Genomic DNA, 24,255 nt, shown 5'->3' on the forward strand with positions numbered 1-24,255 from the left:
CAGGCTTATTGATGCAAATCAATGACAACTTCACCTACCACTTAATGGGTATATAATTGATTTGTCTGTATTTTTCTAAGTTGTGGAAAACGCTGACTTTTCCTTTTTGCTGATTTTGTGTACAAGAATTGGGTGGGTCGCGATTGGGGTTGAGTAGAAAACAAGCCGTATTGAATGGAGAGGTTGATATGACAGCAGCGCCGCTTTGGTTGATTCAGAACGTACGCCTGGCAGACCGCGACGGCCTGTGGCAGATAGCGATAGATAAGGGGCGCTTTGGCGAGATCACGCCGATGGGGGAGGCGCAGGACGAAAGCTACGAGGTGTTGAACGCTCGCGGCGGGCTGGCGAGCCCGCCTTTTATTGAGCCGCATATCCATCTGGATACCACCCAGACGGCCGGCGAGCCAAACTGGAACCAGTCCGGCACTCTGTTTGAGGGGATTGAGCGCTGGGCGGAGCGGAAAGCGCTGCTCAGCCATGAAGACGTTAAAGCCCGGGCGTGGAAAACCCTCAAGTGGCAGATCGCCAATGGCGTGCAGTTTGTCCGTACCCATGTCGATGTCTCCGATCCGACGTTGACGGCGCTGAAGGCGATGCTGGAGGTCAAACAGGAGGTGGCGCCATGGGTCGAGCTGCAGATTGTCGCTTTTCCGCAGGAGGGGATCCTCTCTTACCCCAACGGCGAGGCGCTGCTGGAAGAGGCCCTGAAGCTGGGGGCGGATGTCGTCGGGGCGATCCCGCACTTTGAGTTCACCCGTGAATATGGGGTGGAATCGCTGCATATCGCTTTCCGGCTGGCGCGGAAATATGACCGCCCGCTGGATATTCACTGCGATGAAATTGACGATGAACAGTCGCGCTTTGTGGAAACCGTTGCCGCGCTGGCGTTAAAAGCGGGAATAGGGCCGCGGGTGACGGCCAGCCATACCACCGCCATGCACTCCTATAATGGCGCTTATACCTCGCGCTTGTTCCGCCTGCTTAAGCTCTCCGGCATCAATTTTGTCGCCAATCCGCTGGTCAATATTCATCTGCAGGGCCGGTTTGACGACTACCCGAAGCGACGAGGCATTACCCGGGTGAAGGAGCTGATGGCGGCGGGGATCAACGTTTGCTTTGGTCATGATGATGTCTTTGACCCGTGGTACCCGCTGGGGACCGGTAATATGCTGCAGGTCCTGCATATGGGGCTCCACGTTTGCCAGCTGATGGGCTACCAGCAAATTAACGACGGCCTGCAGCTTGTCACCGACAACAGCGCCCGCACGTTTGGCCTGACGGATTACGGCATCGTCAGCGGCAATCCGGCTAACCTGATCATTCTGCCGGCGGAGAATGGCTTTGAGGCGGTACGCTGCCAGGTGCCGGTGCGCTGGTCAATTCGCGAGGGAAGGGTGATTGCGACCACCCAACTGGCGCAAACCTGGATCCAGACCGACCGCGGTGGCGAGGAGCTTTCTTTTATGAGAAACAGCCCCCTTGCGGACGCAAAGGGGCCGAAGGCTTAGTGAGACGCCGCCTGAGCGTTGTTCTGGCGGTGACGGGAGACGAAGCCGAGGATAAAGCACATCACGAACACCACGGCGTAGAGGCCGTTAGCGGTGTGCAGCGCGGCCAGCGGACCGCTGGCCGCCACAATCGGGCCGGTGACCACGAAAGTCAGCATGGTGCCGATGGTGCCGCAGGTGAGGATAAAGTTCACCAGCTTTGGTGAAGCGACTTTAGTTTGCTGCGAACCGAGCGTAATGATCGAGGTGTAGATGGCGCTGGAGAAGAAGCCCAGGGTCAGAATAAACCACGGCATATGCTCCGGCGAACCATTGATAAACAGGTACATCAGCACCGTCGCGAGGCCGGCGAGGACGGTTAAGATGCGCTGCAGGTCGAAGAAGCGCAGGATAAAGCTGAATGACCACATGCCGATCATGTAGGACATCCAGAAATCGCTCACCAGCTTGCCGGCATCGCCGAGGCTCATGCCAAGGCTCTTGGCATATTCCGGTACCCAGGAGATAAAGCCCAGCTGACCGAGGATATAGCACAGCGCCGCGACGGAGAGGAACAGCACGCCGATGCCCCACTTCTCTTTCACCACCGGCTGGCTGTTTTCGCTCTGCGCTTTTTTGCCGAGTACCGGGAAGTCACAGCCGAATGTCAGGACGAAAATAGCGACATACACCAGACCGATACAGGCGTAGACCCAGTACCACTCGATGCTGCGCGCCAGCAGGACCGCGGCGACCATCGGGAAAATCATTCCCGCCATGCTAAAGAAGGAGTCGGTAAACAGCAGACGCGCCCCGCGCTGACGGCCTTCATACATATGGGTGATCAGGAAGGTCCCGATCGACATGGTGATCCCGCTCACCAGGCCGAGAACGAACATTGATGCGGAGAACAGCGCCAGGCTGTGGCTGAGCATCAGGCCGGCCACCGCCAGCACCATCAAAATAAAGCCAAAACGCAGCTGAGTTTTCAGCGGCACGATCTCCATCAGCCAGGCATTGAGGAAGATGGAGATCAGAATACCGGCGTTCAGAAAGGTAAAGGTGTTGCTCATACTGGAAACGGGCAGATGGAAATAATCCGCAATGTTACCCATCACCATCCCGGTGACGATCACCAACGCGCCGGTCAGGGCGTAGGAGAAGAAGCTGATCCATGTGAGCTTAATACGGTTGCTGTTAGTCATGACTGGCCTGTGAATAGAAAGGTAAAGCGCGTTGACGCCGCGCCGGGCGGACAGATTTTAGTCGTTCAGGTGATGTAATTAAATGTTTATTGTGAAATACGTTATCTTTTGCATGTTTTAATGTGACTTGAATCACGTTTTTTCGGCGCCAGGGAGAACGTTTGCGCGGTTACAATTATTACAGCTAAGTAAAATTTGGTAAAAGGCTGGCCCAGGATGCAAAGGCTCTTTAGAATCAAGGCACTCGCTTTTATTCTGCTCCGTTAAGGATTTTCCATGCTCAAATCAACACTGGCGGCGATGGCTGCCGTTTTCGCCATTTCAGCGTTCTCCCCGGCCATGGCGGCAAAGGGCGATCCGCATGTGCTGCTGACCACCTCGGCAGGTAACATTGAGCTTGAGTTAAACAGCCAGAAAGCCCCGATTTCCGTGGATAACTTCCTGAAGTACGTTAACAGCGGCTTCTACAACAACACTACCTTCCATCGCGTGATCCCGGGATTCATGGTGCAGGGCGGCGGCTTTAACGAGCAGATGCAGCAGAAACAGCCTAACCCGCCGATCAAAAATGAAGCAGACAACGGCTTGCGCAACACCCGCGGCACCATCGCCATGGCGCGTACCGCCGATCAGGATAGCGCCACCAGCCAGTTCTTCATCAACGTGGCGGATAACGCCTTCCTCGACCATGGCCAGCGCGACTTTGGCTATGCGGTGTTTGGCAAGGTAGTGAAAGGCATGGACGTTGCGGATAAGATCTCCCAGGTTCAGACCCATAACGTCGGCCCATACCAGAATGTGCCGACTAAACCGGTCGTTATCCTCTCTGCGAAAGTGCTGCCCTAATCTTCCCACGGCGCGGTAGTCTATCGCCGCGCCGGTTGCCTCCCGGCATAACCTGTAATTGCTGCTTATACTTGTGGCACACAGGGGACGATAAGGGGGCGACGATGCGTCCACTCACCGATAAGCAAAAATCCCGACTCTGGGAACAGACACGTAATAGCAATTTTCAGGCCAGCCGTCGCCTCGAAGGCGTATCGGTGCCACTGGTTACGCTGACTGCCGAGGAGGCGCAGGCGCGCCTCGCGACGCTGCGGAGGGAGTATGAGCGATAAATTTGGCGATGAACGCGATCCTTACCTCTATCCGGCCCTGAACGTCCTGCGCAACCGCCTCGGCATCCGCCAGGCCAATACTCTGCAGCAGGCTGCCCTGGAGATGACGTCGCTGCGGGCGGCTACCCTGCCGCTGGGGCCGCGGGTGCGCGGCTTACCCTATCTGTGCGCTATTCATCATCAGCTGTATCAGGATCTGTTTGACTGGGCGGGTAGGCTGCGTGAAGTGAACCTCTACCTGGGTGATACGCCGTTCTGTCACTTTGCCCGCATCGAAGAGGAAGGGAACGCCCTGATGCAGGCCCTGGAGCAGGAGGATTATCTCTGCGGCCTGCCGCGGGATACCTTTATCGAACGCCTGAGCTGGTTCTATGGTGAAATTAATGTGCTGCACCCTTTTCGTCTCGGCAATGGCCTGACCCAGCGCATTTTCTTTGAACAGCTGGCGATACATGCCGGCTACCTTCTTGACTGGCGTGACGTCGATCCTGCCGCCTGGAGCACCGCCTGCCAGCAGGGCGCGATGGGCGATCCGGACCCGCTGGCGGCGATCTTTCGCAAAGTGGTAAGCGAAGCGCGGGAATCTGAGTAGAATAGCCCGGTTTGATTGTTCCGGAGCCGCTATGATCCTGCTTATCGATAACTATGACTCTTTCACCTGGAATCTGTATCAGTACTTTTGCGAACTGGGGGCGGAAGTGCTGGTCAAGCGCAACGATGCGTTGACGCTGGAGGAGATAGCGTCGCTGGCGCCGGAGAAGATGGTGATTTCGCCCGGTCCCTGTACGCCGGATGAAGCGGGGATTTCCCTCTCAGTAATCCGTCACTATGCAGGGAAAACGCCGCTGCTGGGCGTCTGCCTCGGGCATCAGGCGATAGCCCAGGCGTTTGGCGCGACCATTGTGCGGGCGGCGCAGGTGATGCATGGAAAAACTTCGCTTATCGAGCATAACGGCGAAGGGGTGTTTCAGGAGCTGAATAATCCTCTGACGGTGACCCGCTATCATTCGCTGGTGATTGACCCGCCGACGCTGCCGCCTGAGTTTATCGTCACCGCCCGCAGCGCCAGCGGTGAGATTATGGGGATTCGTCATCGCGACTGGGATCTCGAGGGCGTGCAGTTCCATCCGGAAAGCATCCTTAGCGAACAGGGCCATCAATTGCTGGCGAACTTTATTAAGCGGTGATTTCGGTTGCCATTGACTGACTTTTTATGCATATTTTGTGATTATATTATCATAATCATATCTGCATAACGAAGAGGGATGGGCAAGACATGGCAACTGAACAACCGGCAATCACCCGCGCCACATTCGATGAAGTTATTTTGCCAATTTATGCACCGGCAGAATTCATCCCGGTAAAGGGGAAAGGCAGCCGCGTCTGGGATCAGCAGGGCAAAGAGTATATTGATTTCGCCGGCGGTATCGCGGTGACGGCGCTGGGCCATTGCCACCCGGCGCTGGTGGCGGCGCTTCACGAGCAGGGCGAAACGCTGTGGCATACCAGCAACGTCTTTACCAATGAGCCAGCGCTGCGCCTGGGACGTAAGCTTGTCGATGCCACCTTCGCCGAGCGAGTGGTGTTTATGAACTCCGGTACCGAAGCCAATGAAACAGCCTTTAAGCTGGCGCGTCACTATGCGGTGACCCGCCATAGCCCATATAAAACCAAAATCATCGCCTTCCATAATGCCTTTCATGGCCGCTCTCTGTTTACCGTCTCGGTCGGTGGGCAGCCGAAGTACTCCGATGGTTTCGGCCCTAAACCGGCGGATATTGTCCATGTTCCCTTCAACGACCTGCAGGCGGTAAAAGCGGTGATGGATGACCACACCTGCGCGGTGGTGGTGGAGCCGATTCAGGGCGAAGGCGGCGTGACGGCAGCAACGCCGGCGTTCCTGCAGGGACTGCGCGAACTGTGCGATCAGCACCAGGCGCTGTTAGTCTTTGATGAAGTGCAGTGTGGTATGGGGCGTACCGGATCGCTGTTCGCCTATATGCACTATGGCGTAACCCCGGATATTCTCACCAGCGCGAAAGCGCTGGGCGGCGGTTTCCCGGTCAGCGCCATGTTGACCACCCACGAGATCGCCAGCGCCTTCCATGCCGGTTCCCATGGGTCAACCTACGGCGGCAACCCGCTGGCCTGCGCGGTCGCCAACGCCGCTTTCGATCTGATCAATACTCCGGCGGTGCTGGATGGCGTGAACGCGAAACGCGAACTGTTCGTCAAACACCTGCAGCAGCTGGATGCCGAGTTTGATCTGTTCAGTGATATTCGCGGGATGGGCCTGCTGATTGGCGCCGAACTTAAGCCGCAGCACAAGGGCCGCGCGCGCGATTTCCTCTATGCCGCTGCGGAAGCCGGCGTCATGGTGCTTAACGCCGGGCCGGACGTGATGCGTTTTGTTCCCTCGCTGATCATCGAAGAGCAGGATATCGCCGAGGGGATGGCACGCTTTGCCCAGGCAGTGGCAAAGGTGATTAACGGCTGATCTTCCGTAGCCAGATGCCATGATGCGGCCGCTGACGCCATGCTACAGACGAGATAGTGTGCATGGTGTTCAGATGGCCCAGAATGCGTTGCAGATGCTGCTCCAGGGTGCTTAACGGACCGATCGGCACCTCGCTTTCCGGTGACTCCATAATATTGACATCCCCTGTGCTGCCGGGGCCATCGCTGTCCAGCCGCTGCTGACAGCGCTGCAGGGCAATCTCACAGGATTCGAGATAGCGCTGGGCAAGATCCGGGGTGAGCATCGTATGCTCCCGGGCCAGGGTGGTCATGGCGTTGATATGTTCGACGATAAACTGGCTGTGCGTCACCCATAGCTTCATATCTTCCAGGTAGTGGGTATTGAACCCCGGCTCCTGCATCGCCTGATTCAGGGAGTTGTAGAGCGCGTTGTGCGCCTGATTAACGCGCATACGTTGATAGGCCAGCGCGGGCGCTTTGGGATCGGGGCTGAGGATCAGGCGAATCGCCTGCTGGTCGGCCTCCAGCGCATCGTGGGCGTTTTTTTTCAGCAGGCCGCTCTGCCACTGCGGCCACAGCCAGACCATCCCGCCGAAGGCGATCAGGCAGCCGATCAGCGTGTCGATCAGCCGGGCGATAATAAACTGTTCGCCGTTGAGCGTCAGCAGCTGCAGGGTATATACCGCCGTCACCGTAAAGCCCACCATCGCCCAGCCATAGTGTTTGCGGATAATCAGATAGCTGAGCAGTGTGATCAGCAGCATCCCGCTCAGGGTGTAGCTCTCCGGAACGTGAAAGTGCAAGGTCAGCCCGGCGATGATCAGGCCGGCGAGCGTCCCCGCCGCCCGGTGGACAATACGAACCCGCGTGGCGCCATAGCCATTCTGGGTAACAAAGAGCACCGTCATCAGGATCCAGTAGGGCTTCGGCAAATGCAGGGCGTTGCCCATCAGGCTGGCGATGCTCAGCATCACGCTGATGCGGGCGGCATTGCGCAGCGCGGGCGATTTCAGCGAAAGATAGTTTTTTAGCGCGGGAAACAGCGGTAAACGACGCTCTTTGTCAGCCATCAGATCCCGGGCATACAGCGGGCGCTGGGTATGCAGCACCCGGGCGATGCGGCTGAAGTGCCAGGCGCAGAAGTGGCCGACCGGGTTGTCCGGATGCTGGCGGGCGATCTTTTCCAGGGCGCCGATCTGTTTATCCATCTGGAAGCGCTGCGGAAAGCGATGATAGAGCATGTCATCCGCCAGCACCCGCAGACGGGCGGCGACGGTCTGCGCGTTCCAGCGGATCACCGCTTCGGCATGGCTGCGTTCTACCAGTTTTTGCACCTCTTCCGGCTGATGCAGGCTGACCGAAATATGCTCCTGTAGATCCAGCCCCATCTGGAACGCCCGCAGAAGACGTTTGTGGTCGTTACGTTGGTTGGCGGCCAGCATATGCATCTGCTGATAGCACTGGGTGATTAAATCGACCACCTTCTGCTGGCGGATGAGCAGCGGCGGCAGGGCGGTCGAGGGATCGGTATGCTGGGTCAACAGGCTATATTTGGCTTCGCAATAATTGGCCAGTTCCCGGTAGAGCAAACTGAGCGACTCCCGCAGCGGCTGTTCACGCCACAGCCAGAACCAGAACCAGTTAAACACGCCGTACCATAGCGTGCCGAAGGCGTAGATCAGCAGCGGCTCCCAGATGGGCATATTGCCCGCCAGGCTGAGAGTAAAAATGGCGGCGATCAGCGACGCGGGCAGCAGGCGCGCGTGCAGCGAACTGATCTCCGCGGTGACGCCGAGCAATAGCGCCAGGCCGCTGAGAATAAGCGGCAGGGGAATCGCCTGGGCGAGCAGCAGCTGCACCACCAGGCTGCATCCGGCAAACAGACAGCCGCCGATAATCAGACGTTTAAAAAAGCGCTTATGCGGGGTGTCGAGGCCGGCGATGTTGCAGCAGGCGGGGACTAAGGAGAACAGGAGCCCCTGCTGGAGATGGCCGAGCAGAAGACCGATGGCCACAGGCAGACACAGCACCAGCGTTTGCCGCAGTGCATAGTTAACTTCCGGGTGGTAAATCAGCCTGCGCCACATGAGGGAAAAACAAAAACGGCGTACTGCAGGAGCAATACGCCGCTTAGCAACTTAACGGGTACCGTAGACGACGATAGTTTTACCGTGGGCGGAAATCAGGTTCTGATCTTCCAGCATTTTCAAAATACGGCCAACGGTTTCACGAGAGCAGCCGACGATCTGACCAATTTCCTGACGGGTAATTTTAATTTGCATACCGTCCGGGTGGGTCATGGCATCGGGTTGCTTCGCCAGGTTCAGCAGCGTCTGGGCGATACGGCCCGTCACGTCGAGGAAGGCGAGGTTGCCCACTTTCTCAGACGTCACCTGCAGACGGCGAGCCATTTGCGAAGAGAGACGCATCAGAATGTCCGGGTTCACCTGGATCAGCTGACGGAATTTCTTATAAGAGATTTCGGCCACTTCACATGCGGTTTTCGCCCGTACCCAGGCGCTACGCTCCTGACCCTCTTCAAACAGGCCTAATTCACCGATGAAATCGCCCTGGTTGAGGTAGGAGAGGATCATCTCTTTACCTTCTTCATCCTTGATGAGTACAGCCACGGAGCCTTTAACGATGTAGTACAGCGTTTCTGCTTTCTCACCCTGGTGGATCAGCGTGCTCTTTGATGGGTACTTATGAATGTGGCAATGAGACAAGAACCATTCAAGGGTAGGGTCTGTTTGCGGTTTGCCAAGCACCATGCGCGGTTATCCTCTGTTATAAGCTATCTCCGGGCGCCGACACTACACGGCGTCCGGGCATGCAATCGTATTGTTTCCCTATACCTGGGAAGCTGGCTGATGATTTTTCGACAGCCCGTAATGTGAACTCCTCTGCATACATGCAGTACATCAATGTATTACTGTAGCATCCAGACTGTTTTAGCATAGCTTTCGCCGCATGTCTCCTGGTGTCTCGCTTCAGCATGACGCAGGTCGCCTTCCGTTGCGAGAATTGTTATGTGCGCGTAATCTGACAAGAATATTGCGATACTGGAGTTAAATTTTATGCAAGCGCGTGTGAAATGGGTTGAAGGGTTAACCTTTATCGGGGAGTCCGCGTCAGGACACCAGATTCTGATGGATGGCAACTCCGGGGATAAGGCGCCCAGTCCGATGGAAATGGTGCTGATGGCGGCGGGCGGTTGCAGTGCGATCGATGTGGTCTCCATTTTGCAAAAAGGTCGCCATGAGGTGACTAACTGCGAAGTGAAGCTGACCTCTGAACGCCGGGAAGAGGCGCCGCGCCTGTTCACGCATATTAATCTGCACTTTATCGTCACCGGTAAGGCGCTGAAAGATGCCGCGGTCTCCCGTGCGGTGGATCTGTCGGCAGAGAAATACTGCTCGGTGGCGCTGATGCTGGAAAAAGCGGTGAAGATCACCCATTCCTATGAAGTGATCGAGGCGTAGTCTTCGCCTGCTGTTGTGAATTTTCTTAACCCCGGCCTGGCCGGGGTTTCTTCTGTTAGCCGATCTTGCGGCCTTCCATCAGGCGTTCGACCAGCGGCGCCATAATAAGCTCCATCGCCAGCCCCATTTTACCGCCCGGCACCACCAGAGTGTTCATGTGCGAGATAAACGAGCCCTGTAGCATCGCCAGCAGCCAGGGGAAGTCGATGTTCTGCAGATTGCGGAAATGGATCACCACAAAGCTCTCGTCCAGAGAGGGGATCGCTTTCGCGGCAAACGGGTTGGAGGTGTCCACCGTCGGCACGCGCTGAAAGTTGATGTGGGTGCGGGAAAACTGCGGGGTGATGAAGTTGATGTAATCTTCCATCGATCGGACGACGGAGTCCATCACCGCCTCCCGGGAGTGGCCGCGCTCGCTGGTGTCGCGAATGAGTTTCTGTATCCACTCGAGATTAACGATAGGCACGACCCCGACCAGCAGGTCGACATGGCTGGCGACATCATGCTGCGGCGTGACAACCCCGCCGTGCAGCCCCTCATAGAACAGCACGTCCGTCGGCTCCGGCAGCGGCTGCCACGGGGTGAAGGTTCCCGGCACCTGATTCCACGGCACGGCTTCGTCATAGGTGTGGAGGTATTTACGCGACTGACCTTTGCCATGGCGGCCATAGTCGACAAAGGTCTGTTCCAGCAGACCGAAGTCGTTCGCCTCCGGGCCAAAGTAGCTGATATGTTTGCCCTGATCCCGCGCTTTGCGGATCGCCATGTCCATTTCCGGGCGGGTGTAGCGATGAAAGCTGTCGCCTTCCACCTCCGCAGCGTGCAGATTTAGCTGCGCGAAGATTTTGCGAAAGGCGAGGCTGGTGGTGGTAGTGCCCGCGCCGCTGGAGCCTGTGACGGCGATCACCGGATGTTTGGCAGACATAACAACTCCCTGGTTAAACGATGTAGTGGCGTCGCCTTAGCCGTTAAACAGGGCGCGCGGCATAATATTGACCGTCTCATGCAGTTCCGACCACACGAGGACCGCCTCTCCGCGTTTCAGCTGCTGTTTTACATCGGCGACTTTATCGGCAAGTGAACGTTCATGTTCACCATAATCGGTGCCTTCACGTAACACAAAGCTTTCAATCAGGTTATCCAGCGTTTCGGGATCCAGATCCTGCCAGGGAATAATCATACGGGAACCTCCAGCCAGCGGTTTAACCAGTCGGGAATGCGTCTTTCCAGCCACATCTCCGGTTTACGCAGGGTGCCGCCGACGAAGCCAACGTGGCCGCCTTGTTCAGTCAATTGATACTCGACGTTCGCCGGCAGTTGTTCCTGCGGGGGAATGGAATGGTGGTCCATAAACGGATCGTCTTTCGCGTGAATGATGAGCGTCGGCTTAGTGATATCGCTGAGCCGCGGCATGGCGCTGCATTGCCGGTAATAATCCAGCGCATCGGCAAAGCCATGGATTTTGGCGGTGATCATATCGTCAAATTCCCGGATGCGGCGCATCCCTTTGAGCTGACGTAAATCGACGGGCAGAGAGCCAGGATACGCTTTCAGCTTGCGTGAGGCGTTGGCTTTTAACAGATTGAGCAGGTAGCGCTGATAAACCCGCGAGAAGCCCTTATCCATATGATAGCTGCAGGCTTCCAGCATGAAAGGCGCGGAGACGATCACTGCCGCATCCAGCGGGCAGCGGTCGCCTTCTTCTGCCAGCAGGCAGCCCAGCATATTGCCGCCCAGCGAATAGCCGACGGCGGCGGTCGGCGCGGGGCCAAACTCGCGCTGCAGCCAGTGCAGAAACCAGGTGCCATCTTCCGTTTCGCCGGAGTGATAGATGCGGTGATTGCGGTTAGGTTCGCCGCTGCAGCCGCGAAAATGCATGACTACGCCAAGCCAGCCGCGCTGCATCGCCGCGTGGATCAGTCCATGGGCATACGGGCTGTGCAGACTCCCTTCCAGACCATGAAAGACGACGAGGCGCGGCTTGTGGCACGCCTGGTGCGGGTCTTCGCTCCAGGCGAGATCGACAAAATCGCCGTCTGGCAGCTCAAGGCGCTGCCAGTGCGGGGTAAAGCGCAATTTACGGCGGATCAGCCGCGGCAGCATGGTTTGCAGATGACGATTGCCCGCGCCGCGCATGGGATGGAACTCACGCGAATCGTTTTCGGGGGGCGTCATGTCTGTGGGGATGATTTCAACCATAGCACCAGAATAATTAATAAACGTGATGATGACTATACCGCGCAGGGCGCGCAGGAGTTAGCCAATATGTGGTCTTGTGGCCAGTGACGCCAGGTTACACCACAACAAACCATTGATGGCACTGATGGCCAGACCGCGAGGGCGGGCAGAAATACACTCTGCCCGCGCCATAGTAGGCGCAGGCAGAATGATGACGCGGCGATTAGCCTTCCTGAAGCATGCGCTCCAGCTGCTCCTGTGCCTCCAGCCAGGCCATTTCGCACTCCTCCAGCCCGGATTTCGCGCTGGCCTGCTGCTGCAGGCATTCAGTCAGTTCTGCTTTACGCGAGGCGTCGTAGAGTTCGCTGTCGCCAAGTTTCTCTTCTGCACTGGCCAGCTGCGCGTTGAGCTTATCCATCTCTTTTTCCAGACGGGCGATCTCTTTGCGCAGCGGTTGGGTCTGGCTGCGTAGCTCCGCTTCCCGACGCTTCTGGTCTTTGCGCGCTTGCGCGCTGTTGCCGCTCTCTTTTGGCGCGTCGCCGCTCTGGGACTCCTGTTTTTGCGAGTCGCTGAGCCACTGCTGATAATCTTCCAGATCGCCGTCGAACGGTTCGACTTTGCCATCGTGGACAAGGTACAGATCGTCGGTGGTGGAGCGGATCAGGTGGCGATCGTGCGATACGACCACCAGCGCCCCTTCAAAGTCGATCAGCGCTTCGGTTAAAGCCTGACGCATATCGAGGTCGAGATGGTTGGTCGGTTCGTCGAGCAGCAGCAGGTTAGGGCGCTGCCAGACGATCAGGGCCAGCACCAGACGCGCCTTTTCTCCACCGGAGAAGCGGCGGGTCTCTTCGCTGACCTTATCGCCCTGGAAACCAAAGCCGCCCAGATAATCGCGCAGCTTCTGCTCCAGCTCCTGCGGCGCCAGGCGCGCCAGGTGCTGCAGCGGCGACTCATCGGCGCGCAGAAACTCCAGCTGATGCTGGGCGAAGTAGCCGAGCTTGATGCCTTTGGCGAGGCCGATCTCCCCGCTTACGGGCTGGAGTTCGCCAGCCAGGAGCTTAATCAGCGTCGATTTCCCGGCGCCGTTGCGGCCCAGCAGGCCGATACGCGACCCCGGCACCAGATTGAGCTTGATGGAGTCGAGGATAATACGCTCGCCATAGCCGGCGCTGACTTTCTCCATCTTCAGCAGCGGGTTAGGCAGGCTCTCCGGCTGGCGGAAGCTGAAGTGGAACGGGTTATCCACGTGCGCCGGGGCGATGAGCTCCATCCGCTCCAGCATTTTAATACGGCTCTGCGCCTGCTTGGCTTTGGTGGCTTTGGCGCGGAAGCGATCGATATAGCTTTGCAGATGCGCGACACGCTGCTGCTGGCTTTCGTACATCGCCTGCTGCTGAGCGAGCCGGGTGGCGCGCTGCACTTCAAACGAACTGTAGTTGCCGGTGTACTCAAACATCGTCTGCTGTTCGATGTGGATAATTTTGTCGACGATAGGATCGAGGAAATCGCGATCGTGGGAGATCAGGATCAGCGTCCCCGTGTAGCCCTTCAGCCACTTCTCCAGCCAGATCACCGCATCAAGGTCGAGGTGGTTAGTCGGTTCATCGAGCAGCAGCAGATCGGAGCGGCAGATCAGCGCCTGCGCGAGATTAAGGCGCATACGCCAGCCGCCGGAAAAATCGCTGACTGGCCGCTCAAGCTGTTCATTGCTGAAACCCAGGCCGTGCAGCAGGCTGGCGGCGCGGGAGCGGATGGTCCAGGCGTCGATGGCGTCCAGCTTGCCGTGAACGGTGGCGATGGCATGGCCGTCGTTGCGCTCGTTAGCCTGCTGGAGCGCGGCTTCCAGCTGGCGATATTCACGATCGCCGTCAATGACATAATCGATTGCCGGCTGCGGCAGGGCCGGGGTTTCCTGATTCACCCAGGCCAGCTGCCAGTTGCCAGGAAAGGTCATACTGCCGCCGTCAGCGCTTATCTCGTTTTTCAAAAGCGATAGCAGCGTCGATTTCCCGCAGCCGTTTTTCCCCACCAGACCGACCTTCTGGCCAGGGTTGATGGTAGCGGTGGCGTTGTCCAGCAGGACGCGTACGCCGCGACGAATTTGTAACGAGGAGAAAACAATCATAAGGCGCCGTATGTTCAGACTATGTTAATTTGTCATTATGATAATGTAGTTTGGAAGCGAATCGCTTCACCGGGCCGCCATGGTAGCCCAAAACGAAGACGATACACAAAGTCATTCTGGCTGTGTCAAAAAGCCGGGGCTGTGCAGGCCGCCAGAAGACCTACGGGAGGGGAATGATGTCTCAGACAGCGAAAGTGTTGCTGCTGTATGCCCACCCAGAATCTCAGGATTCCGTGGCCAACCGGGTTTTATTACAACCCGCCTTACAGTTGCCGAACGTCACCGTGCACGATCTCTACGCGCACTATCCGGATTTTTTTATCGATATTGCTCACGAACAGGACCTGCTGCGCCAGCATGAGGTGATTGTTTTCCAGCATCCTTTATATACCTGGAGCTGTCCTGCGCTGCTCAAAGAATGGCTGGATCGTGTCTTAAGCCGCGGCTTCGCCAGCGGCGCCGGAGGGAACGAACTGGCGGGAAAGTACTGGCGCAGCGTGATCACCACCGGCGAACCAGAGAGCGCTTACCGTCGCGATGCAAATCGCTATCCGATGAACGATATTCTGCGTCCTTTTGAACTGACCGCCGGTATGTGCCGTATGCACTGGATGAGCCCCATTATCGTCTACTGGGCCCGGCGGCAGCAGCCAGAGGAGCTGCGCAGCCGCGCCCTGGCCTATCGGGACTGGCTGGCCAACCCCCTAGCCGCCGGAGGTGTCCATGGCGGGATTTGATCTGCTGCTGGCGGGGGTGCTGTTTTTGTTCGCGGCCGTCATCGCCGTCCCTCTGGCTTCAAGACTGGGGATTGGCGCGGTGCTGGGCTATCTGCTGGCTGGGATCGCCATTGGCCCTTGGGGGCTCGGGTTTATCAGCGATGTGGATGAAATTCTCCATTTCTCTGAACTCGGCGTGGTGTTTCTGATGTTTATCATCGGCCTGGAGCTCAATCCCGCTAAGCTATGGCGGCTGCGAAGCTCCATCTTCGGCGTTGGCGCGGCGCAAGTGATGCTCAGCGCGGCGATCCTCGGCGGTCTGTTGATGACGACAGGGTTTTCATGGCAGGCGGCGGTGGTCGGCGGGATTGGCCTGGCGATGTCCTCTACCGCGATGGCACTGCAGCTGATGCGCGAGAAGGGAATGAGCCGCAGCGAATCAGGGCAGTTAGGCTTTTCGGTCCTGCTGTTTCAGGATCTGGCGGTGATCCCGGCGCTGGCGCTGGTGCCTCTGCTGGCTGGTTCCGCGGATGAGCATGTGAACTGGCTGACGGTCGGCATGAAGGTCCTGGCGTTTGCCGGGATGCTGATTGGCGGTCGCTATCTGCTGCGGCCGGTATTCCGCTTTATCGCCAGCTCCGGGGTCAGGGAAGTGTTCACTGCCGCCACGCTGCTGCTGGTTCTCGGATCCGCCCTGTTTATGGAGGCGCTGGGGCTGTCGATGGCGCTGGGTACCTTTATCGCCGGCGTGCTGCTGGCGGAAAGCGAGTATCGCCATGAACTGGAGATCGCCATCGATCCGTTCAAGGGGCTGCTGCTTGGGTTGTTCTTTATCTCCGTCGGGATGGCGCTTAACCTTGGCGTGCTGTACACCCATCTGCTGTGGGTGGCGGTGAGCGTGGCGGTGCTGGTGGCGGTAAAAATGCTGGTGCTTTATCTGCTGGCCCGTCTCTATGGCCTGCGGAGTTCCGAACGTATGCAGTTTGCGGGCGTATTAAGCCAGGGCGGCGAGTTCGCGTTTGTCCTCTTTTCGCTGCCCGCCTCGCAGCGGTTGTTCCAGCACGACCAGATGGCGCTGCTGCTGGTGGCCGTCACCTTGTCGATGATGACCACGCCGCTGCTGATGAAAGGGATCGATAAGATACTGTCGCGACGCCTGAATCCAGCGGAGGATACCGATGAAGCGCCGTGGGTAGAGGACGATAAACCGCAGGTGATTATTGTTGGCTTTGGCCGTTTCGGCCAGGTCATCGGTCGCCTGCTGATGGCTAATAAGATGCGTATTACGGTGCTGGAGCGAGACATCAGCGCGGTAAATCTGATGCGCAACTATGGCTATAAAGTCTATTTTGGCGACGCTACCCAGCTGGAGCTGCTGCGCTCGGCAGGGGCGGAGGAGGCGCAGTCGATCGTCATTACCTGTAATGAGCCGGAAGACACCATGCGGCTGGTGGAGATGTGTCAACAACACTTTCCACATCTGCACATCCTGGCCCGCGCTCGCGGGCGCGTCGAGGCGCATGAGCTGCTGCAGGCCGGCGTGACGCAGTTTTCTCGTGAGACTTTCTCCAGTGCGCTTGAGCTGGGGCGTAAAGCCCTCATTACCCTGGGGATGCATCCTCACCAGGCCCAGCGCGCGCAGCTGCACTTCCGACGCCTCGATATGCGAATGCTGCGTGAGTTAATGCCGGTGCATACTGATACGGTACAGATATCACGCGTGCGGGAAGCCCGGCGCGAACTGGAAGAGATTTTTCAGCGCGAAATGCAGAAAGAGAGCCGGCAGCTGGACGGCTGGGACGAGTTTGAATAAAGGTAAATCATATGGCAGTGCGTAAACGTTTTATTGCCGGGGCGAAATGTCCGGCGTGCCAGGCGCAGGATTCACTGGCGATGTGGCGTGAGAATAATGTCGATGTTGTTGAATGCGTTAAGTGCGGTCATCAGATGCGTGAGGCGGATAAAGAGGCCCGTGAGCATGTACGCAAAGAGGAGCAGGTGATTGGCATTTTTCATCCCGACTAGCGTTATCCGTCGGCTTTTTTTAAGCTAAAGGGTACACGGCAGCAGAATTCCGCTACAATCTGCGCCACTATTCTTCCCATCTCAGGAGATATCATGAAAGTAGCAAAAGACCTGGTGGTCAGCCTGGCCTATCAGGTACGTACAGAAGACGGTGTGTTGGTTGATGAGTCTCCGGTAAGCGCGCCGCTGGATTACCTGCACGGTCACGGCTCCCTGATTTCCGGCCTGGAAAACGCGCTGGATGGCCACGAAGTGGGCGACAAATTTGACGTAGCCGTCGGCGCTAACGACGCTTACGGTCAGTATGACGAAAACCTGGTGCAGCGTGTACCGAAAGACGTCTTCATGGGCGTTGATGAACTGCAGGTTGGCATGCGCTTCCTGGCGGAAACCGATCAGGGTCCGGTACCAGTAGAAATCACTGAAGTTGAAGACGACCACGTTGTGGTTGATGGCAACCACATGCTGGCAGGCCAGAACCTGAAATTCAATGTGGAAGTTGTCGCCATCCGCGAAGCGACCGCTGAAGAGCTGGAGCACGGTCACGTGCACGGCGCGCATGGTCACGATCACGACCACGATCATGGTCACGATGGCTGCTGCGGCGGTCACGGTCACGACCACGATCATGGCCACGACCATGGTAAAGGCGGCTGCGGCGGCCACGGTGGCTGCGGCTGCCACTAATCTTTGCGCCTCGGCACGAAGACGACAAAAAGCGGGGAAACCCGCTTTTTTTACGCCTCAATAGTGCGGCGGTGGCGTCTCTTCGGCCTGGGAGGCGATATGGGAGGGTTGGGTCGCCTTCAGCTTCTCGATCATCAGACGCATATGCTCCCGCATCTTCGCCATCTCGATCTCGTGGGCGGTCACGGTTTTGTTGAGGTCTTCGATGGTGATTTCCTGAAACGCCAGCCGGCTTTCCAGCTCCGCAAGGCGCGTTTCTAATGTGCTATCGTGCATGGGTAACCTCTTTAGTCTGATCCTGCGGGCGGATTCTACTTAAGTTTCCCCCGGCGCGCAGCATCGCTGCGTCCTACAGGAAACTTATTCATACAAAAATAGTCCTAAAAGAGGCGATATTCAGGAACGTCCGTATGTAGATTTTAACGGCGACGTTCTATAGTACGTTTTTTGCTTTTTACGATAACCCTGGGGTGAGAGGCCCCGGCCCTGGAGAAATGGATGAAATCACTGTTTAAAGTAACGCTGCTGGCGACCACAATGGCCGTCGCCCTGAATGCACCGCTGACCTTTGCTGCAGATACCGCGGCGAAAGCAGCCCCGGCGGCTGAGAGTAAATCGGCATTTAAAAATGACGATCAGAAATCAGCCTATGCGCTGGGCGCGTCCCTGGGGCGTTACATGGAAAACTCCCTGAAAGAACAAGAAAAACTGGGCATTAAGCTGGATAAAGCCCAGCTGATCGCCGGCGTACAGGACGCGTTTGCCGATAAGAGCAAACTGTCCGACCAGGAGATCGAACAGACTCTGCAGGCCTTTGAAACGCGCGTGAAGACCGCAGCTCAGCAGAAAATGGAAAAAGACGCTACTGAGAACGAAACCAAAGGTAAAGCTTTCCGTGACAGCTTTGCCAAAGAGAAGGGCGTGAAAACGTCGAAGACTGGCCTGCTGTATAAAGTCGAGAAAGAAGGCACTGGCGATGCGCCTAAAGACAGCGACACCGTGGTGGTTAACTACAAAGGTACGCTGATCGACGGCAAAGAGTTTGATAACTCTTATACCCGCGGCGAGCCGCTCTCTTTCCGTCTCGACGGGGTGATCCCGGGCTGGACTGAAGGCCTGAAGAACATCAAGAAAGGCGGCAAAATCAAGCTGGTCATTCCGCCAGATCTGGCCTACGGCAAAACCGGCGTCCCGGGGATCCCGGCCAACTCCACGCTGGTCTTTGATGTAGAGCTGCTGGATATCAAACCGGCGCCGAAAGCAGATGCTCAGCCGGAAGCCGCTGGCGATGCGAAAGCCGCAGACGCGAAAGCTGACGCTAAGAAGTAATCGGGTTCAGGCCGCCGTCTCGTCAGAGGCGGCGGCTTTTTTATTGCGCGCAGATATAATTAAAACTGGAAAGATCCTCAGGCGCTGTATTACTTTAGATAGCTTAATAATGATGATGAGCCTGCCCTGACAATAACGACAGGCTCCTGAAAAGGAGTGCTTTTTTTCATGTCCAGGTCGCTTTTAACCAACGAAACCAGCGAGCTTGACCTGCTGGATCAACGTCCCTTTGACCAGACCGATTTCGATATTCTTAAATCTTATGAAGCGGTGGTGGACGGGTTGGCGATGCTCATCGGTTCGCACTGTGAAATCGTGCTGCATTCTTTGCAGGATCTGAAATGCTCTGCCATCCGTATCGCCAATGGTGAACATACCGGCCGCCAAATCGGTTCACCGATTACCGATCTTGCGCTGCGCATGCTGCACGATATGACGGGCGCCGATAGCAGCGTTTCCAAATGCTACTTTACCCGCGCCAAAAGCGGCGTCCTGATGAAGTCGGTGACGATTGCCATCCGCAACCGCGATCACCGGGTGATTGGTCTGTTGTGCATCAACATGAATCTGGATGTGCCGTTTTCGCAGATCATGAGCACCTTTATTCCACCAGAAACGCCTGAGGTTAACTCGCCGGTGAACTTTGCTTCCTCGGTTGACGATCTGGTCGCCCAGACTCTGGAATTCACCATCGAAGAGGTGAATGCCGATCGCAGCGTGTCGAACAATGCTAAAAACCGTCAAATCGTGCTGAATCTCTACGAGAAAGGGATCTTCGATATTAAAGACGCCATTAACCAGGTGGCCGATCGTCTGAATATCTCCAAGCACACCGTCTACCTCTATATTCGCCAGTTCAAAAGCGGTGATTTCCAGGGGCTGGATAAGTAATGCGTTTTGCCCTCACGGTGACCGGACCTGCCTATGGCACGCAGCAGGCGAGCAGCGCCTGGCAATTTGCTCAGGCCGTGCTGCAGGAAGGCCATGAGCTGGCGTGCGTTTTTTTCTATCGCGAAGGCGTGCTTAACGCTAACCAGTTGACGGCGCCCGCCAGCGATGAGTTCGATCTGGTGCGCGGGTGGCAATCCCTCCACAATGAGCACGGCGTCGCGCTGCATATCTGCGTGGCGGCCGCCCTGCGTCGTGGCGTAACGGACGAACGCGAAGCGCAACAGCTCGCTCTGCCTGGCCATAATCTGCAGCCGGGTTTTACGTTAAGCGGACTTGGCGCGCTGGCGGAAGCGGCGCTCACTTGCGATCGGATGGTACAGTTCTGATGAAACGTGTGGCTTTCGTTTTTTCTTCCGCACCGCACGGCAGCGCCGCCGGCAGGGAAGGCCTCGATGCCTTATTAGCCACCTCCGCCCTCACCGACGAGATTGGCGTGTTTTTCGTAGGCGACGGCGTGTTTCAGCTGTTGCCCGCCCAGCGGCCTGGTGCTGTGCTGGCCCGCGACTACATCGCCACCTTTAAACTGCTGTCGCTATACGATATCGACCAGTGCTGGCTGTGCGCCGAGTCGGCGCGAGAGCGCGGCCTGGATCCCGCGACCCCGTGGGTGGTGGATGCCGAATGCCTGGCGCCGGATGCCCTGCGCGCCCGTCTGCATGAATTTGATGTGATTTTGCGTTTCTGAGGCCCCCATGCTCCATACGCTCAGTGTTTCTCCCTGGCATGCCGATATCGCAGCAATGCTTCGCTTGATGGAGCAAGGTGACGATCTGTTACTGCTGTCTGATGGCGTCGCGGCGGCTATCGCCGGCGGCCGCTTCCTTGAGATCCTGCAATCCGCCCCCATAACCCTTTACGTGCTGCAAGACGACGTTGACGCCCGCGGGCTAACTGGTCAAATTGCGGACAGTGTCGGCAGGGTTAGCTATACTGATTTCGTCAGACTCACAGTCAAACATGCCGGTCAGTTGGCCTGGTGATGGCGGGATCGTTGTATATTTCTTGACACCTTTTCGGCACCGCCCTAAAATTCTGCGTCCTCATAATATATGAGGCGATTTATTACGTGTTTACGAAGCAAAAGCTAAAACCAGGAGCTATTTAATGGCAACAATTAACCAGCTGGTACGCAAACCACGCGCGCGCAAAGTTGCAAAGAGCAACGTGCCAGCGCTGGAAGCCTGCCCGCAGAAACGTGGCGTATGTACTCGCGTATATACCACCACTCCTAAGAAACCGAACTCCGCACTGCGTAAAGTTTGCCGTGTGCGTCTGACTAACGGTTTCGAAGTCACCTCCTACATCGGTGGTGAAGGTCACAACCTGCAGGAGCACTCCGTGATCCTGATCCGTGGCGGTCGTGTTAAAGACCTTCCGGGTGTTCGTTACCACACCGTTCGTGGTGCGCTTGACTGCTCCGGCGTTAAAGACCGTAAGCAGGCTCGCTCCAAGTACGGCGTGAAGCGTCCTAAGGCTTAATGGTTCTCCGTTAAGTAAGGCCAAACTGATTTATCTTAATGTCATACTAAACTCTTAGAGTTTTGGACAATCCTGAATTAACAACGGAGTATTTCCATGCCACGTCGTCGCGTCATTGGTCAGCGTAAAATTCTGCCGGATCCGAAGTTCGGATCAGAACTGCTGGCTAAATTTGTCAATATCCTGATGGTAGATGGTAAAAAATCTACTGCAGAAACTATCGTATACAGCGCGCTGGAGACCCTGGCTCAGCGTTCTGGTAAATCTGAACTGGAAGCCTTCGAAGTTGCGCTCGAAAACGTGCGCCCGACTGTCGAAGTTAAGTCCCGCCGCGTAGGTGGTTCTACTTATCAGGTTCCAGTTGAAGTTCGTCCGGTCCGTCGTAATGCCCTAGCAATGCGTTGGATCGTTGAAGCTGCTCGTAAACGCGGTGATAAATCCATGGCTCTGCGCCTGGCGAACGAACTCACTGATGCTGCAGACAACAAAGGTACTGCAGTTAAGAAACGTGAAGACGTTCACCGTATGGCCGAAGCCAACAAGGCGTTCGCTCACTACCGTTGGTAATCCCTTCGGAGTCATAGTCACCAGGCGGGCGCTTCAGATGAGTCGCCCGCTCTGGATAACTTAACTGAACGCCTAAAGAAATAAACGAGGAATCAAATGGCTCGTACAACACCCATCGCACGCTACCGTAACATCGGTATCAGTGCGCACATCGACGCCGGTAAAACCACTACTACCGAACGTATTCTGTTCTACACCGGTGTAAACCACAAAATCGGTGAAGTTCATGACGGCGCCGCTACCATGGACTGGATGGAGCAGGAGCAGGAACGTGGTATCACCATCACTTCCGCTGCGACTACTGCATTCTGGTCTGGTATGGCTAAGCAGTATGAACCGCACCGTGTAAACATCATCGACACCCCGGGGCACGTTGACTTCACTATCGAAGTAGAACGTTCCATGCGTGTTCTTGATGGTGCGGTAATGGTTTACTGCGCAGTTGGTGGTGTTCAGCCGCAGTCTGAAACCGTATGGCGTCAGGCAAACAAATATAAAGTTCCGCGCATCGCGTTCGTTAACAAAATGGACCGCATGGGCGCTAACTTCCTGAAAGTTGTTGGTCAGATCAAAACCCGTCTGGGCGCGAACCCGGTTCCGCTGCAGCTGGCAATTGGTGCTGAAGAAGGTTTCACCGGCGTTGTTGACCTGGTGAAAATGAAAGCCATCAACTGGAACGATGCAGACCAGGGCGTAACCTTCGAATACGAAGATATCCCGGCTGACATGCAGGACCTGGCTGACGAATGGCACCAGAACCTGATCGAGTCCGCAGCTGAAGCTTCTGAAGAGCTGATGGAAAAATACCTGGGTGGTGAAGAACTGACTGAAGAAGAGATCAAAAAAGCTCTGCGTCAGCGCGTTCTGAACAACGAAATCATCCTGGTAACCTGTGGTTCTGCGTTCAAGAACAAAGGTGTTCAGGCGATGCTGGATGCGGTAGTTGACTACCTGCCATCCCCGGTTGACGTTCCGGCGATCAACGGCATCCTGGACGACGGTAAAGATACTCCGGCTGAGCGTCACGCAAGCGACGACGAGCCGTTCTCTGCACTGGCGTTCAAAATCGCTACCGACCCGTTCGTGGGCAACCTGACCTTCTTCCGCGTGTACTCCGGTGTGGTTAACTCTGGTGATACCGTACTGAACTCCGTGAAAGCTGCACGTGAGCGTTTCGGTCGTATCGTACAGATGCACGCTAACAAACGTGAAGAGATCAAAGAAGTTCGCGCGGGCGACATCGCTGCTGCAATCGGTCTGAAAGACGTAACTACTGGTGACACCCTGTGTGACCCGGATGCGCCGATCATTCTGGAGCGTATGGAATTCCCTGAGCCGGTAATCTCCATCGCCGTTGAGCCGAAAACCAAAGCTGACCAGGAAAAAATGGGTCTGGCTCTGGGTCGTCTGGCTAAAGAAGACCCGTCTTTCCGCGTATGGACTGACGAAGAGTCTAACCAGACCATTATCGCCGGTATGGGTGAGCTGCACCTCGACATCATCGTTGACCGTATGAAGCGTGAGTTCAACGTTGAAGCGAACGTCGGTAAACCTCAGGTTGCTTACCGTGAAGCGATTCGCGCGAAAGTTACCGATATCGAAGGTAAACACGCCAAGCAGTCTGGTGGTCGTGGTCAGTACGGTCACGTTGTGATCGACATGTACCCGCTGGAGCCGGGCTCTAACCCGAAAGGTTACGAGTTCATCAACGACATCAAAGGTGGTGTAATTCCTGGCGAATACATCCCGGCCGTTGATAAAGGCATCCAGGAACAGCTGAAAGCTGGTCCGCTGGCAGGTTACCCGGTAGTTGATATGGGTATCCGTCTGCACTTCGGTTCTTACCACGACGTTGACTCCTCTGAGCTGGCGTTTAAACTGGCTGCGTCTATTGCCTTTAAAGAAGGCTTTAAGAAAGCAAAACCAGTTCTGCTTGAGCCGATCATGAAGGTTGAAGTAGAAACTCCGGAAGAGAACACTGGTGACGTTATCGGTGACTTGAGCCGTCGTCGCGGTATGCTGCGCGGTCAGGAATCCGAAGTAACCGGCGTTAAGATCCACGCTGAAGTACCGCTGTCCGAAATGTTCGGTTATGCAACTCAGCTGCGTTCTCTGACCAAAGGTCGTGCATCATACACCATGGAATTCCTGAAGTATGATGATGCGCCGAACAACGTTGCTCAGGCCGTTATTGAAGCCCGTGGTAAATAATCCACAGGATTAAAACCTAAGTCCCGTGCTCTCTCCGAAGGGGAGAGCACTATAGTAAGGAATATAGCCGTGTCTAAAGAAAAATTTGAACGTACAAAACCGCACGTCAACGTTGGTACTATCGGCCACGTTGACCATGGTAAAACTACCCTGACTGCTGCCATCACTACCGTTCTGGCTAAAACCTACGGTGGTTCCGCTCGCGCATTCG

At 56.4% G+C, this 24,255-nt stretch carries 28 protein-coding genes; 20 read left to right on the forward strand and 8 right to left on the reverse strand.

Annotation, left to right across the window (positions count from 1 at the left end; genetic code table 11):
- Window positions 1-188: 188 nt before the first annotated feature.
- Entirely contained in the window at window positions 189-1,511 is a 1,323-nt protein-coding gene (locus tag ABLU73_RS24880) for a cytosine deaminase (RefSeq protein WP_264923654.1), read from the forward strand.
- Here ABLU73_RS24880 and tsgA read toward each other — a convergent pair.
- On the reverse strand, window positions 1,508-2,695 hold the full coding sequence (gene tsgA / locus ABLU73_RS24885; RefSeq protein ID WP_004202192.1) for an MFS transporter TsgA: 1,188 nt from the start codon (window positions 2,693-2,695) through the stop codon (window positions 1,508-1,510). The genes ABLU73_RS24880 and tsgA overlap by 4 nt on opposite strands.
- Window positions 2,696-2,971: 276 nt before the next feature.
- Here tsgA and ppiA point away from each other — a divergent pair, with 276 nt between their 5' ends.
- The 5 genes from ppiA to ABLU73_RS24910 all read left to right on the forward strand — a co-directional run bounded on the left by ppiA (window position 2,972) and on the right by ABLU73_RS24910 (window position 6,310).
- On the forward strand, window positions 2,972-3,541 hold the full coding sequence (gene ppiA / locus ABLU73_RS24890) for a peptidylprolyl isomerase A (RefSeq protein ID WP_002920238.1): 570 nt from the start codon (window positions 2,972-2,974) through the stop codon (window positions 3,539-3,541).
- A 104-nt stretch (window positions 3,542-3,645) separates the two neighbouring features.
- Window positions 3,646-3,813, forward strand: coding sequence for a YhfG family protein (locus tag ABLU73_RS24895; RefSeq protein WP_004202194.1), 168 nt, complete (start codon window positions 3,646-3,648; stop codon window positions 3,811-3,813).
- The gene (locus tag ABLU73_RS24900; RefSeq protein WP_049116368.1) at window positions 3,803-4,405 is read left to right on the forward strand and encodes a putative adenosine monophosphate-protein transferase Fic; all 603 of its coding nucleotides are present in this window, start codon (window positions 3,803-3,805) and stop codon (window positions 4,403-4,405) included. Before ABLU73_RS24895 ends, ABLU73_RS24900 begins: the two co-directional genes overlap by 11 nt.
- A 31-nt stretch (window positions 4,406-4,436) precedes the next feature.
- Entirely contained in the window at window positions 4,437-5,000 is a 564-nt protein-coding gene (gene pabA, locus ABLU73_RS24905; protein WP_065878821.1) for an aminodeoxychorismate synthase component 2, read from the forward strand.
- Window positions 5,001-5,089: 89 nt separating this feature from the next.
- Window positions 5,090-6,310: an aspartate aminotransferase family protein gene (locus ABLU73_RS24910; protein ID WP_004202198.1), complete on the forward strand. Its 1,221-nt coding sequence runs from the start codon at window positions 5,090-5,092 to the stop codon at window positions 6,308-6,310.
- Here the strand turns inward: ABLU73_RS24910 and ABLU73_RS24915 are convergent.
- Both ABLU73_RS24915 and crp read right to left on the reverse strand, forming a co-directional pair.
- On the reverse strand, window positions 6,300-8,378 hold the full coding sequence (locus ABLU73_RS24915) for a YccS/YhfK family putative transporter (RefSeq protein WP_032456678.1): 2,079 nt from the start codon (window positions 8,376-8,378) through the stop codon (window positions 6,300-6,302). The genes ABLU73_RS24910 and ABLU73_RS24915 overlap by 11 nt on opposite strands.
- Window positions 8,379-8,429: 51 nt before the next feature.
- Window positions 8,430-9,062 carry a cAMP-activated global transcriptional regulator CRP gene (crp, locus tag ABLU73_RS24920; RefSeq protein ID WP_000242758.1) on the reverse strand — a complete coding sequence of 211 codons (633 nt, stop codon included), beginning with the start codon at window positions 9,060-9,062 and terminating at the stop codon, window positions 8,430-8,432.
- Window positions 9,063-9,368: 306 nt separating this feature from the next.
- Here crp and ABLU73_RS24925 point away from each other — a divergent pair, with 306 nt between their 5' ends.
- Window positions 9,369-9,773 carry an OsmC family protein gene (locus ABLU73_RS24925; RefSeq protein WP_004202200.1) on the forward strand — a complete coding sequence of 135 codons (405 nt, stop codon included), beginning with the start codon at window positions 9,369-9,371 and terminating at the stop codon, window positions 9,771-9,773.
- A 55-nt stretch (window positions 9,774-9,828) separates the two neighbouring features.
- Here the strand turns inward: ABLU73_RS24925 and ABLU73_RS24930 are convergent, their stop codons facing one another.
- From ABLU73_RS24930 to ABLU73_RS24945, 4 genes are all read right to left on the reverse strand, one after another.
- The gene (locus tag ABLU73_RS24930) at window positions 9,829-10,698 is read right to left on the reverse strand and encodes a phosphoribulokinase (protein WP_004202201.1); all 870 of its coding nucleotides are present in this window, start codon (window positions 10,696-10,698) and stop codon (window positions 9,829-9,831) included.
- Between the two features lie 36 nt (window positions 10,699-10,734).
- Complete coding sequence (locus ABLU73_RS24935; protein ID WP_002920151.1) at window positions 10,735-10,953, reverse strand: YheU family protein; 219 nt, start codon at window positions 10,951-10,953, stop codon at window positions 10,735-10,737.
- Window positions 10,950-11,948, reverse strand: a complete 999-nt coding sequence (locus ABLU73_RS24940) for a hydrolase (protein ID WP_072206932.1) — start codon at window positions 11,946-11,948, stop codon at window positions 10,950-10,952. Before ABLU73_RS24940 ends, ABLU73_RS24935 begins: the two co-directional genes overlap by 4 nt.
- Before the next feature lie 226 nt (window positions 11,949-12,174).
- Entirely contained in the window at window positions 12,175-14,079 is a 1,905-nt protein-coding gene (locus ABLU73_RS24945; RefSeq protein WP_017899944.1) for an ABC transporter ATP-binding protein, read from the reverse strand.
- Window positions 14,080-14,252: 173 nt separating this feature from the next.
- Here ABLU73_RS24945 and kefG point away from each other — a divergent pair, with 173 nt between their 5' ends.
- The 4 genes from kefG to slyD all read left to right on the forward strand — a co-directional run bounded on the left by kefG (window position 14,253) and on the right by slyD (window position 17,507).
- Window positions 14,253-14,816, forward strand: a complete 564-nt coding sequence (gene kefG / locus ABLU73_RS24950) for a glutathione-regulated potassium-efflux system ancillary protein KefG (RefSeq protein ID WP_004202208.1) — start codon at window positions 14,253-14,255, stop codon at window positions 14,814-14,816.
- Window positions 14,803-16,608: a glutathione-regulated potassium-efflux system protein KefB gene (kefB, locus tag ABLU73_RS24955; RefSeq protein WP_004202210.1), complete on the forward strand. Its 1,806-nt coding sequence runs from the start codon at window positions 14,803-14,805 to the stop codon at window positions 16,606-16,608. Before kefG ends, kefB begins: the two co-directional genes overlap by 14 nt.
- A gap of 11 nt (window positions 16,609-16,619) precedes the next feature.
- A complete protein-coding gene (locus ABLU73_RS24960) occupies window positions 16,620-16,820 on the forward strand; it encodes a YheV family putative zinc ribbon protein (RefSeq protein WP_002920143.1) in 201 nt (66 codons plus the stop codon).
- 93 nt (window positions 16,821-16,913) lie between these two features.
- Complete coding sequence (gene slyD / locus ABLU73_RS24965) at window positions 16,914-17,507, forward strand: peptidylprolyl isomerase (protein WP_004202213.1); 594 nt, start codon at window positions 16,914-16,916, stop codon at window positions 17,505-17,507.
- 57 nt (window positions 17,508-17,564) lie between these two features.
- Here the strand turns inward: slyD and ABLU73_RS24970 are convergent, their stop codons facing one another.
- Window positions 17,565-17,783 (reverse strand): protein SlyX, encoded by a 219-nt coding sequence (locus tag ABLU73_RS24970; protein ID WP_002920136.1) that lies wholly within the window; start codon window positions 17,781-17,783, stop codon window positions 17,565-17,567.
- 222 nt (window positions 17,784-18,005) lie between these two features.
- Here ABLU73_RS24970 and fkpA point away from each other — a divergent pair, with 222 nt between their 5' ends.
- From fkpA to ABLU73_RS25015, 9 genes are all read left to right on the forward strand, one after another.
- Window positions 18,006-18,836: an FKBP-type peptidyl-prolyl cis-trans isomerase gene (gene fkpA, locus ABLU73_RS24975; RefSeq protein ID WP_004202215.1), complete on the forward strand. Its 831-nt coding sequence runs from the start codon at window positions 18,006-18,008 to the stop codon at window positions 18,834-18,836.
- Between the two features lie 168 nt (window positions 18,837-19,004).
- A complete protein-coding gene (locus tag ABLU73_RS24980; RefSeq protein ID WP_002920130.1) occupies window positions 19,005-19,727 on the forward strand; it encodes a transcriptional regulator in 723 nt (240 codons plus the stop codon).
- Window positions 19,727-20,113 (forward strand): sulfurtransferase complex subunit TusD, encoded by a 387-nt coding sequence (gene tusD, locus ABLU73_RS24985; RefSeq protein WP_004202218.1) that lies wholly within the window; start codon window positions 19,727-19,729, stop codon window positions 20,111-20,113. The genes ABLU73_RS24980 and tusD overlap by 1 nt, the downstream gene beginning before the upstream one ends.
- Entirely contained in the window at window positions 20,113-20,472 is a 360-nt protein-coding gene (gene tusC / locus ABLU73_RS24990) for a sulfurtransferase complex subunit TusC (RefSeq protein ID WP_004202220.1), read from the forward strand. The genes tusD and tusC overlap by 1 nt, the downstream gene beginning before the upstream one ends.
- Window positions 20,473-20,479: 7 nt before the next feature.
- The gene (gene tusB / locus ABLU73_RS24995) at window positions 20,480-20,767 is read left to right on the forward strand and encodes a sulfurtransferase complex subunit TusB (protein ID WP_004202221.1); all 288 of its coding nucleotides are present in this window, start codon (window positions 20,480-20,482) and stop codon (window positions 20,765-20,767) included.
- Window positions 20,768-20,891: 124 nt separating this feature from the next.
- A complete protein-coding gene (gene rpsL, locus ABLU73_RS25000; protein WP_002920115.1) occupies window positions 20,892-21,266 on the forward strand; it encodes a 30S ribosomal protein S12 in 375 nt (124 codons plus the stop codon).
- A gap of 96 nt (window positions 21,267-21,362) precedes the next feature.
- The gene (gene rpsG / locus ABLU73_RS25005) at window positions 21,363-21,833 is read left to right on the forward strand and encodes a 30S ribosomal protein S7 (protein ID WP_002920113.1); all 471 of its coding nucleotides are present in this window, start codon (window positions 21,363-21,365) and stop codon (window positions 21,831-21,833) included.
- Between the two features lie 96 nt (window positions 21,834-21,929).
- The gene (fusA, locus tag ABLU73_RS25010; RefSeq protein WP_004202222.1) at window positions 21,930-24,044 is read left to right on the forward strand and encodes an elongation factor G; all 2,115 of its coding nucleotides are present in this window, start codon (window positions 21,930-21,932) and stop codon (window positions 24,042-24,044) included.
- Between the two features lie 69 nt (window positions 24,045-24,113).
- Window positions 24,114-24,255, forward strand: a 142-nt coding sequence (locus ABLU73_RS25015) for a GTP-binding protein (protein WP_074437493.1), incomplete at its 3' end; no start/stop codon positions are given.

The organism is Klebsiella sp. GG_Kp175, from assembly GCF_040062325.1.
Classification (GTDB): Bacteria; Pseudomonadota; Gammaproteobacteria; order Enterobacterales; family Enterobacteriaceae; genus Klebsiella; species Klebsiella quasipneumoniae.